This is a genomic window from Caballeronia sp. LZ003 (assembly GCF_031451465.1).
GTDB lineage: Bacteria > Pseudomonadota > Gammaproteobacteria > Burkholderiales > Burkholderiaceae > Caballeronia.
In genome coordinates this window covers 1-12,165 of the sequence record NZ_JARUXJ010000231.1, presented here as the reverse complement: position 1 = coordinate 12,165, position 12,165 = coordinate 1, and the positions used below count along the sequence as shown (strand labels likewise).

Annotated in this window: 2 protein-coding genes; both read right to left on the bottom strand. The window is 65.7% G+C overall.

The window, feature by feature from the left end; genetic code table 11:
• Positions 1-161 precede the first annotated feature (161 nt).
• Positions 162-9,830: an AIDA repeat-containing protein gene (locus tag QCE79_RS34975; RefSeq protein ID WP_309852531.1), complete on the bottom strand. Its 9,669-nt coding sequence runs from the start codon at positions 9,828-9,830 to the stop codon at positions 162-164.
• An 81-nt stretch (positions 9,831-9,911) separates the two neighbouring features.
• Positions 9,912-11,255, bottom strand: a complete 1,344-nt coding sequence (locus QCE79_RS34970) for an autotransporter strand-loop-strand O-heptosyltransferase (RefSeq protein ID WP_309852529.1) — start codon at positions 11,253-11,255, stop codon at positions 9,912-9,914.
• Positions 11,256-12,165: the final 910 nt, after the last annotated feature.

The window sequence follows — 12,165 nt, the reverse complement described above, 5'->3', positions numbered from 1 at the left end:
GTGCAGTAAGGCAATGGCTTAAAGTCGCTTCGTCGGCGCGATCCATATGGAAGGGCGCCCGGACCAAACAGTACTCTTGCTGTCGATCGTGTGCACGAGCAACATAGACAGGTCTGGGCCCAGCAGCGAGCCCACACGACATGTCGCCTGCGGCCCATGGATCACCACTTCCAACCCACGCCTGCCATGCCGCTGTAGTCTTGCTCGTGTTTCGCAAAGTCCACACCAGCCCGTGCGAACACCGACATGTTCTTGCCAATCTCCCATGCTCCACCTGTTGCTGCATGGCCTACGGTGCGCGCGAGCGGCGTGCCCGATACTTGATACACCGCGCCCGGCGCTTGAGCAAATGACGCATTCAGCGTCTGCCCCAGGCTGCCAATGCGCTGCTGCACGTTCGCATCGATCTCCCATGTGTTGGTCGCTCCGTCACGGCGTTTCTGCGTGAAAAGATACCGCACGCCTGCGATACCGGTCGTCGCGGCCTGAGTGCTGCCCTGATAGACGAGATCGAATACGCCGCCCTTGCCTTCACCAAAACCGTCCTGTGCGTATCGGCCCACGCGCATGCCGACATACGGCTGCAGCGCCATGTCATCGCGCAGATGCAAGTTCAGACCACCTTCCGCATAGGCGGTCGCGGCGCGCGTTTCGACGCTGCCTTGCGGCGTGCCCGACAAACCGGCAAAGCCGACGACGCGATTCTCCGCATTGCTCCATCGCCCGATGCTTCCCATGCCGCGCACGAAGAAGGGCTGCGCCGCCGGTTGCCACGCGCCGTAAATCAGCGCCTGCCAACCGTTCGTGTGACCGCTCGCACCCGGCGCATTGAAGCCGAGATCGCTGTAGTCTGCATCGACCGCCACGCCGGCGCGAACGTCGCGCGCGACTTCGCGGTCGTAGCCGACGGCAAGCGAACTCGACCGCGTATCGAGTGCGTTGCTGCCAAGCGTTGCATCGCCCGATACATGCGACTGGCCATATCGCACCGACGCCCACACGTCGTTCGACGGACGCACCTGCGCTACCGACGTCATGCGCTCGCTCACCGTATTGCCCAGCGCCTCGGTGTTCTGACGCGCGACGCGCAGCAGGCCAGTCGCCTCGACACCGGTCATCTGCGCAAGCGCCGATTGCGCGCCTGCCGTGGTTTCGAACAATAAGGCATCGGTGATGGCGTTGCCGCCCGCAAGCAGCACGCGGTTCAACGCGCTCGCCACCTGCAACTGATTACGGTTCTGTCCGACCATCCCGAAGCCCGAGAAGTCGCCCGCCTGATAGAAGATCGATGCGATCTTCAGCGTCAGGTCGATTTCGCCCGGCGCATACGAGAGTGTGGGCGAGAGATACGCGTAGTCCATGCCGACGCCCGCGAACGTGCCGTTGAGCGCGCCCGTGTAAGTCAGGATGGTGTACTTCGTGTTGGTTTTCCATGCATCGGGCAATGCGTTGACGACGACCTTCGCCCCGCCATTCGCCCCGCTCTGCGCGATGTCGACATCGCCCGTCACCGCGACGCTGCCGGTCTGGCCCGCCGCGTTCGCACTGACGACGAAGGTCGATCCATCGTTGAATGCGAGCGTGCCGTTCACGCGCAACGCCTGACCCGGCGTGCCCGCGACCAACGCGCCGCCCGAGTTGAACGTCGCGTTGCCCATGAGCGAGCCGCTCCCCAACAACACACCGCCCGCGTTCACCGCAACATTCGCCGCCGTGATGGTATCGACCTGCACCGTGCCGCCGTCGTTGACGATGCCGAGACTCGCGCTCGCAAGGTTCTGCACCAGACCGCCGCTCGTCACGGTCACGCCGGCCACGTTGCCGTCGCCGGTCAGCATGCCGCCGTTGTTGACGAGCGTCCTCGTCACGGTCGCGCCGTAGCGCACGCGCTGCACGCCGCCGGAATTGACCGTGGTCGTATCGGCCGCGCCGCCTGAACTGACGACCTGCGTGCCGCCGTTGAGCGTGGTTGCGCTCGCGATGCCGTCGGCCTGCACATCCTGCAACGCGCCAGCGTTGACGATCGCATTCCCCGCGAAGCCGCCGAACGCCACTTGCTGAACGCCGCCGCTGTTGACGACCGTGTTGTAGGCGTAGCCTTCGATGGCGCCATCGACATATTGCAGGCCGCCTGAATTGACGGTCGTGTCGCTGGCAACGCCGCCGGCCAGAATGTTCTGCGTGCCGCCGTTGATCGTCGTCGCGCTGGCGACGCCGCCCGAGGTCAGCGTCTGCGTGCCGTTTGCAAGCAGCGTCGTCGTCATGGCGAGCCCTCCCGCGCTGATCACCTGCTGACCGCCGTTCACGACCGTCGTGTCCTGCGCCACACCGCCCGCAGAGACCGTCTGCGTGCCGCCCGACACCATCGTGCTGGCTGCCGTTCCCGCGACGGCCTGCATGCCGCCTGTCGCGACCGTCGTGCTCGTCGCGTTGCCGCCGAAGGCCACCTGCTGCACGCCCGCCGCGCTGACGATTGCGCCCACGGCCGTGCCGCCAGCCTCGACGAGCTGCGTACCGCCGGAGACGATCGAACGCAGCGAGGAGCCGCCTGCATTGATCATTTCCATGCCGCCCGAGCCCACGCGCGTGTCGCTGGCGACACCGCCCGCCAACACGCTGAACACGCCGCCGTTCTCGATCAGCATGTTCGAGCCGACGTTGCCCGCCACGTTGAACATGCCGCCGGTGTTCGTGCCGCTGACCGTCGCCGACGTGTCGGTGACAAGCGCCGCGCCGCTTTGCTGGCTGATCGTCGCGCTGCCCGCCCCGGTCACGGTCGTCAGGCCGCCGTTCTGCACGGTGACTTGCCCCGCCGCTCCACCGCTGGATACAGTCAGCGCACCGCCGCTCTGCACTAGCGTGCCGCTCGTCACGCCGCCCGTCGTCACTGTCTGCCGGCCGCCGCTAGATACGACCGCGCCGGTAGAGCGGCCGCCCGACGACACCGCCTGCGCGCCACCACTGGATACCATCGTGCCGCTCGCGGTCCCGCCCGCGAGCACGGTCTGCGTGCCACCGTTGGTCACGGAGACACCATTGGCCACCCCGCCCGATGAAACATACTGATTGCCTCCGCTGCCGAGCGTGACCGCGCCTGCGTTGCCACCGGACGACACACGCTGCGCGCCGCCTGCGCTCACCAACGTGCCGGTGGCGGTGCCTCCGGAAGCGACCTCCTGCACGCCGCCGCTCGCCACGGTCGTGTCGATGGCGGTCCCGCCGGTCTGCACGGTCTGCGCGCCGCCATTGGCCACTAGCGTCGCCACCGCGCTGCCTCCCGCCGTGACGTTTTGCTGGCCGCCCGACAGCACGCGGGACGCCGAGGCGACGCCGCCCGAGAGCACGGCCTGCAAGCCGCCAGCAAACACCGCCGTGCCGCTCGCCGATCCGCCCGATGCGACGCTTTGCATGCCGCCGCTCGACACGCTTGCGTCTCTCGACACGCCGCCCGATGCGACCGTCTCCACGCCGCCCGCGGCAATGGCTGTCGCGCTCGCCAGGCCGCCGGAACGCACGGTCTGCGAAGCGCCGTTGTTCAACACGGTGTCGCTCGCCAGACCGGCCGAAGCGACCGTCACCGCGCCGCCGCTGCCAACGTGGGTCGCGAACGCACTGCCGCCCGAGCCGATGGATATCACGCCCGCACTGCGCACTTGCGTGCCGCTCGCGATGCCATCCACCGCGATATGGCCGCCAGTGCCGATGATGCTGCCCACCTCGCTCCCCCCCGACGCGACTGTCTGCAAACCACCCGCAAGCACCGACGCGCCGGTCGCCGTGCCGCTGACGGTTTGCACGCCGCCCGACACGATCGAACCGGAAGCAATGCCGCCGACCGCAACAGTCTCCACCCCGCCGATACCGACTTGCGTCCCCGAAGCCTGCCCGCCGGAAAGCACTGTGAAGCTGCCGCCACGCTCGACGAGTACGCTGGATGCAACGTTGTTCAGGACCGAGAATGCGCCCGATGCGTTGTGGCCGTTTGTAATCGTGGCCGACGTATTGGCGATCAGCGCCGCGCCCGCTTGCTGATCGACGTCATCGAGTGCCGCGCCTGCCGACACGAACAGTGTGCCGCCTGACATAACGGTCGACGAAGTCGCACTGCCGGAAGCGCCGATGGTTTGAACGCCGCCCGCGCCGATCACGCTCGAACTCGCATGTCCGCCGCTGAGCACCATCTGCGTCGTACCTGCACCAATGTTCGACGATGCTGCCGTGCCGCCCGATCCCACGCTTTGTTGACCGCCGGAAACGAGCGTCGTGCCGAGCGCGAGCGCGCCAGCACCCGAGACATTCTGCACGCCGCCGGCGACGATCATGCCGTCGGCCTCGCCCGCCACGTTTTGTGTTCCGCTCACGCCGATCGTCGTGCCGCTCGCGTAGCCGCCGGACGCGACCGTCTGAACCGCGCCATTGCCGATGGCGCCGCCGATCGCCACGCCGCCGGATGCGACCAACTGCGTCGCGCCCGAGCCGGCGAGCATAGTGTTATCGACATTGCCGTACACCATCTGCGTACCCGACACGACCGTATCGAACGCACTGCCAGACACAACCTGCGCCGCGTCGACCTCGACCGTGGTGCCAGACGCCGTGCCCCCCAACTGCACGAGCTGCGAAGCGCCCGCGCCGATCTCGCTACCGGATGCAATGCCGCCGAAGCTCACGGTCTGCGTGCCGCCCGACTGCACGACAGTCCCGATGGCAACGCCGCCAATGTTCACTGCTTGCGATCCGCCCTGAAGCAGGGTGCCGCTTGCAACGCCATTGAAGACTTGCTGCGATCCGCCTGCGATCACCGCCTCAAAGGACGCGCCGCCGTTGATGACCTGCACGCCGCCCGAGGCCACGGTCGCGTTGCTCGCAATGCCACCGAGCACTTGCTGCGATGCGCCGGATCCGACGCTCGTGCTGGTCGCCACGCCGCCACCGCCGATGCTCTGCGTGCCGCCCGTGAGTACGGTGTCGGTTGCGCTGCCCATGACGGACTGGATGCCGTCGGTTACCTGTGTGCCGCTCACAAAACCGCCGGCCATGACGTACTGCGCGCCGCCTTGCAGCAACGCGCCGCTGGCGCTCGCGCCCGACGACACGGACTGCTGGCCGCCAGCGATGACGGCGTCCAGCGACACGCCGCCGGACTGCACGTTCTCCGTGCCGCGATCACCGATATATGTGCCGCTGGCGGCGCCGTTCGACGTCACGGTGAGCCGTCCGCTGTTTTCAACGACGACGTTGGTCGCCACATTATTCGCGATCGAAAATGCCCCGTTGGCATTCACGCCCGCGACGTTCGCGCCTGTATCCGTGATGAGTGCGGCGCCCGCGCGCTGATCGACATCGCTTGCGTTCGCGCCCGCGGAGACGACCATCAGCGCACCGTTCATCAAGGTCGATGACGACGCGCTCGCACCGGCGAGCAATTGAATCTGACCACCGTAGCCGACGTTCGTCGCGCTCGCCATGCCGCCCGACGTAAGCAGCACCGCGCCGCCATTGATGGCCGAAGTGTTCGCCGCAACACCGCCGCCGCCCACGAGGACCACGCCACCCGACGCGTACGCCGAGTTCAGCGTGCCGCCCGAAGAGATGGTCACCATGCCGCCCGAACCGACCACGGTCGTGTTCCCAACGCCGTTGCCGGAGATGGTTTGCCTGCCGCCCGAGAAGACGGTCGTGCCGTCGGTCGTACCGCCCGCCACGTTCTGCACGCCTGTGCCCGTGGCCAGCGTGTTGCTGGCCGAACCGCCCGCGACGATGGTCTGCACGCCACCGGAGATGACCGTACCTGTGGCCGTTCCCTGCACGTTCTGCTGCCCCGACAGTATCGTGGTGCCCGCAGCTGTTCCGCCCGCGAGCACGGTCTGCGCGCCGCCACGGATGCTTGCGTTCGTAGCGAGCGCGCCGCTCGCCACGGTCATTACGCCGAGGGCCTGCACGATGGTCCCTGAAGCCTGAGCATCACTATTCAAGTTTTGCGTGCCGTTTGCGAGGACGATGGTCCCGGACGCCACGCCATCGACGTTCTGTACACCGCCGATCGTCGCCGATACGGCGCTCGCCCCAGACGCGACCGATTGCACGCCGCCCAGATCGACGCGCGTCCCCGTGGCGACACCGCCCGCCGCTACGATCTCGCCGCCTGCGCTGGCCACGCGCGTCGCAACCGACGAGCCGCCCGACTGCACGGTCAACTGTCCGCCGTTGGCCAGATAAACGTTCGATGCAACGTGATTGGAGATGCTGAATATGCCGTTCGGTCCGCTTCCGCCGATCACCGTGTCGGTATCCACGACGAGCGCGCCACCCAGGTTTTGCACGATGCCGAGCGCCGAGCCGCCCGCCTGCACGGTGAGCTTGCCCAACGCGTTGAGCGTCGTGCCCGAGGCGACGCCGCCCGCATCGACTTCTTGCGTGGCGCCAGCGACGATGGTGCTGCCGGAGGCATGCGCACCCGCGAGAACCTGCTGTACGCCGCCGCGCAGCGTCGCACCGTTCGCGGCGCCACCAGCGCTCACGATCTGCGAACCGGACCACACCACGGTGCTGCTCGCCACGCCGCCGCCCTGGATCGATTGCACGCCGCCCCGCACGGCGCCGCCATAGGCCAGGCCGCCATTCTGCACCGTTTGCGTACCGCCCGACGATATGATCGTTGCGCTGGCGACGCCGTTCGCCTGCACGCTCTGGACGCCGCCCGAGATAACCGTCGCGCCTTGCGCCACGCCGCCGCTCGCGATGGTCTGCGTGCCACCGGAGACGACATCGTTGTATGAGGTGCCACCCGAAACAATGCTTTGCGCGCCGCTGCTGCCGATGCGGTTGCTATACGCGGCCCCGCCGGACGAAATGGTCAGACTGCCGCCGCTCAGCACATCGGTGCTGGTTGCAGTCGACCCGGACGAAACAGTAAGCGAGCCGCCCTGCAGACTTGCGCCAGCGGTCGTTGCGCCGTCGCGCACCGTGACCGCGCCACCCGCGAGCACCGTCGCGCTGGTTGTACGTGCGTTCACGCCGGTGACCGTTTGATTGCCGCCTGCCGAGACTGTCGCACCGATGCTCGAACCGCTCACCACTTCGTTGCCGCCGGCCTTGATCTGCGTCGCCGAAGCATACCCATACACGCCGACGGTTTGCGATGCGCCGCTGCCGACGAACGTCAGGTTCGCGCGTCCGCTCGTCACGACTTCCGACGCGCCGCCCGCCAGCACGGTGCCGACGGTCGTACCGCCTTGTACATCGACGAGCGTTCCCGCCGCAGCCGCAGTGCCCGACGCCACCCCGCCGCTCACGATCAACGTGCCGTTGTTGAACTGCGTGCCGTAGGTCGTCCCTGCCGAAACGAGTTGCGTGCCGCCTGCGACGACGACGCCGCTGGTCGTGCCGCCTTGAACCGTTTCGGTCGCGCCTGCGGAGATGACCGTGCCGCTCGCAGTACCGCCGTACACTTGCTCCCGTGCGCCGCTCTGCAATTGCGTGTTGGTCGTCACGCCCGTGCCCGTCACGGTAACGACGCCGCCCGAGTTGACGGTCGTGTTGCTCGTCAGCCCGCCCGAGGCGACCAGCGAGCCGCTGTTGTTGACCACCGCGTCGTTCATCACGCCGCTGGCGGTCGTTATACCGATGCCCGCCGAGTTGATCGTCACGCCCTGGGCCACGCCGCCCGACACCGTGACGAGTCCGCCGCTGCCCGCGGTCGTCGCGTAGGCCGTGCCGCCGTCGAGCACGGTCATCGCGCCGCCGTTTTCTGCCACCACGTTCGAGGCGACATTGCCGTTGATCGAGAACGCGCCCAGCCGGTTCGTGCCGTTGGTGATCGTCGCCGATGTGTTGGTGACGAGCGCGCCACCCGACGCGACGTTGACGGTATCGGCCGCGGCGCTGGCATCGACTTCGAGGCGGCCGGAATTGGCCACCGTCGTCGAGACTGCGTAGCCGCCGCCCTGTACGGTGGTGTTGCCGCCTGTGCCGATGGTCGTCGACGTCGCCGAGCCGCCGTTAAACACCGTCAGACTGCCGCGATTCTCCAGCACGAGATTCGATGCGACGTTGCCGACCACCGAGAACGCACCCATGCGGTCCGTGCCGTTCGTGATGACCGCCGAGGTATTGGTGATGAGCGCCCCGCCCGAGCTCTGCGCGACCTGGTTCGCTGAACCGCCCGCATCGACCTGGAAGATGCCTGCCGAATGCAGCGTGTTGCTCGCCACGCCGCCGCTCATCACTTCGAGATTCGCGGCGCTGCCGTCGAGCATGACGCCCGATGCATAGTTGTTCGAAACGAAGAAGGTGCGGCCTGAATCCGTGAGGCCGTTCGTGATCGTCGCCGATGTGTTCGTGACGATCTGACCACCCGCGCCCTGATGCACGGTATCGGCGGCGCCGGCCGTATTGACCTGAAAGATGCCGCCCGCGGAGTAGACCGTGTCTTGCGCCGCGCCGCCCGACAGTACCGTCAGATGACCCGTGCCGACGATCTGCGTATGCGAGGCGACGCCGCCTGAAATGGAAAAGCCTGTGCCGTCGGCACGCGTGTTGACGCCCGCGAGCACCGTCGAGGACGTGGTCGCAACCAGTCCGCCGCTCGCCGCTTGCGTCACGCCGACTGCGGTTGCGCCGGAATCGATCGTGAGCGTGCTGCCCGAACTGACCACGGCTGCCGTTGTGCTCGCGCCGGACTGCACACGGACCTGACCGCCGTTGATCGCGACGACGCCATTGGTCTGCCCGCCCGAACTCACCAGCTGCGATGCATTCGTGCCGTTGACCGTCGTGTTGTTGGCGACGCCTCCGGCCAGCACGGTGTCGGTAGAATAGGCGCCGACATTCGTGCCGGTTTCGATGCCCGCGACGCTCTGCTGTGCGTAATACGAGCCATTGCCCGACAGGATCGAACCGCTTGCTGCGCCGCCGGCGGCGACGCTCACCGTTGCGCCGCCCAGCACGCTCGCCGCCGCGACCGACCCGCCGCTCGCCACCGACACACTGCCCGCCGAGTTCACCGTCACGCCGGATACCGCGCCCGCCGTCGACAGCGAAGTGCCGCTGTTCACGGTCGTGGCGGCTGCCGACCCGCCCGCCGCCACGGACTGCCGCCCGCCCGACGTCAGGGTCGTGTTGCTGGCTACGCCGCCCGTCTGGACGTTTTGCATCGCGTTGCTCGTGACGGTTGCGTAGTAGGCCGATCCGGCTACGTTTTGCGTGCCGCCGCTCGTCGCCAGCGTATTGACCGCGCGCCCGCCTGCATCCACGTTCAACGTGCCGCCCAGCACTTGCGTGGTGCTTGCCACACCGCCCGCCAGCACTTCCAGCTGACTTTGACTACCGAGCTTGATTCCGCTGGCCACGTTGCCGCCGACATTGAACGTCGAGCCGTCCATGTTCGTGCCGTTGATCGTGCCCGAGGTCGTCGCCACCAGCACCGAGCCGGATGTCATCGCAAGACCCGTCACCGTCGCACCCGCGGCAATCGTCTCGCGGCCGCCAGCGGAAACGGTTACGCCCGTCGAGCGTCCGCCCGAGGCGACGTTCTGCGCGCCATACACGGTCGTGGTCGATGCGGAGCCGCCGTCGAGAACATTCTGCGTCCCATAAACGGTCGATGCGTTCGCATAGCCGCCGCCCGAGACGTTCTGCGTGCCGGCGACCGATTCGCCAGTGACGGTCGTGCCGCTCGCGACATCCGCGGTATAGGCCTGCGCGGCAGGCATCAGCGCGGCCTGAAGTCCCAGCAATGCGAACATGCCCGAGAGGAGACGCGACAACCCGCGTCGGCGGCTACCGAACACATGCAGACAGAACTTGCGGCGATAAGTAAGCGGCTTCATTTCTTCGTGTCGGTATGAGTGCGCCCTTCACGCTCTTCATCGAAGGCGCGATGGCAAAAAATTTTGATTAACGCGGGTTGATCAGGAACGGGTAGCGGCTTGCTTCAGACCTTCGCCGAAACCGGGAATGCGCTGCAACGTGCGCTTCACCTGCTCGGGCGTGATAAGTCGCGTGCATTCGAATTGACGCGATGTGTCCTTATGCCTTGGACACCAGAAGAAGTCCTGATGATCGAAGCGATGACGCACATCGTTCCAGCAGCCCGTGCAGGCGTGATAATTGATGACGCGATACGGCGTCGCGAACTCGTTGTTCTCTGCGGTGAAGCCACTGATCATCGCGACCGGCGTGTTGCACGCCCACGCGAGCCATGCGAGCCCGCTCGACAGTCCGACGAAGAAGTCGGCATGCTTGAGCCAGCGTGCACGTTCCTCCAGAGGCCGGTCGCCGGTTTCGTCTTCCGCGCCATGCGGGATATGGTTCCAGACGATGCCCGAGCCATGCGTCGCCTTCTGATCGATGCAGATCACGCGATAACCAGCATTCTTCAGAAACGCGACGATCTCGCGCCAGCCGGTCGGATGATTCCAGTACTTGCATTGCGTCGAGCTTTGCACCGCGATGACGACATAACGCTCGGCGATGGGCCGGGTGTCGTCCGCGAGCACGATGTTGGGGCGCATCTCTTCCGGATCCACGCCGAGAATGTGACCCGCGGTGCGATGCAGCCCGACATGACGGAAATCGGCGGGTTGATACGTGTGCGCTTCATCGTCGAAGAACAGGCCAATGTTGTAGGTCGCGTAATAGCGCTCCGGCTTCACGTCCTCGTGCGTGATGAACTCGATGTCCGGATAGGCCCGGCGAAACAGCGGCGCGATCAGCGCGGACATCGCGCACGTCAGCCTACAGTTGTGCTTGCGCTGAAACTTGACTGCGTAAGGGAACCAGCCCATCAGATCGCCCAGCGTGCCGACCGGAAACTGGATCAGCACCTCGCGATCGTTTGCGTCGAAGCGGTGAATGAACGCGGCATCGGCGTGCTTGCCGCGGCTCTGGACTTGCAGCTCGAACGGGACGAAATACTTCTTGCCGCTCGCAACCGCGCCCACGCCGATATCCGTCTGGAACAGCAGGTTGTCCGTCTCGTAGTCGCGCAGCACGACTTGCCATTCACCTTCGGGCAGGACGACGCGGCACCCATCGTTGAAGTCGAAGCGCACGCCGTGCAAGGCTTCTTGCGTCGGCACTGCCGCAGGTGTGGGAAACGGCGGTTTCGCTGCCCCATTCGTCGAGACGGGGCGAGGCATAAGCGCGATCGGCGCGACAGACGCAGCCGTCTGCCCGGCAGGAGCGGCAAGGATGTCGTGAGGAATCGAAGCGGTCATCGTGAAAGCGAGGTCGAGCTTTGAACCGGCAACCATGTCGAGTCGGGCCGGGCTGATAGTTGAGCTCCAGCCCTGTTAGGTAAGGGTCGAAAGCTCTATTACTTCCTGCTTAACGACACCTGCTTGCTCTACTGAACCGTAAGCTCCGGAAAAATTTTGTAATATGGGTGATAATCAGTAATACTTTCCGCAAAATGATGAAGTGATCGAGATGTCGTGCGCCTGGGTCGCCGACATCAGTGGCTATACCCCCGTCCGCCGTATGCGCCGCCCTTTGAGTTCAGGGATCAGCTCAGGTGCCCGCGCGTTGTTTGTATCTATGCGGCGGTAGAGGACGCCCTAGCAACGAACGAATAATTCTCTGATGCTATGTGTCCACGTGGGCGGCTGGGATCAGAGCCCATAGATGAAAATCGAAACGTGCGCAGTCGCCTGTTAGTCGGCGCCACGCGTGATGGCCGCAGAGAACGCGACCCGCAAGTTCGCAAGGTAATGAATTCAGCTGGGCATGAAGCCGCGCGTTTCGATCACGCGTACGGCGATGGAATTTGGCTTGAACCCGAACCTTCTACGTGGATGGATCACGCGCCACCAGTAAGCACATGCTGGTGTGAGTTCCGAATAGAGCGGGTTCGAACGATCACGCATCGTACCGAACGATGTCACGCTGCCAGTAATGCGGACTTACGCACCAAAGATCCCGTCACCATTCGTGCCTGTCGTTCGGGAACTGATAACCGATGGCTGACATCAACAGGAGCTCTGACTTTTCCGGAAGAGCGACGTCGATTCGTCCAGCAGCAGTCACACCCAATGACCATGGTTCAGCAAAGCCAATGTCCGATAGTGTTTAGGGTTGTAGGACGCCTGCCCCGATCCATCGGCACGTCAACTCGCCCAGACGCCCGCGGGCAGGCGTCCTACAAGCCCCAAGGGAGGAAACCGC

Bases quoted from the DNA above. Each gene is read 5' to 3' on its own strand.
- QCE79_RS34975 (WP_309852531.1), bottom strand. From the start codon at position 9,830: ATGAAGCCGCTTACTTATCGCCGCAAGTTCTGTCTGCATGTGTTCGGT.
- QCE79_RS34970 (WP_309852529.1), bottom strand. From the start codon at position 11,255: ATGGTTGCCGGTTCAAAGCTCGACCTCGCTTTCACGATGACCGCTTCG.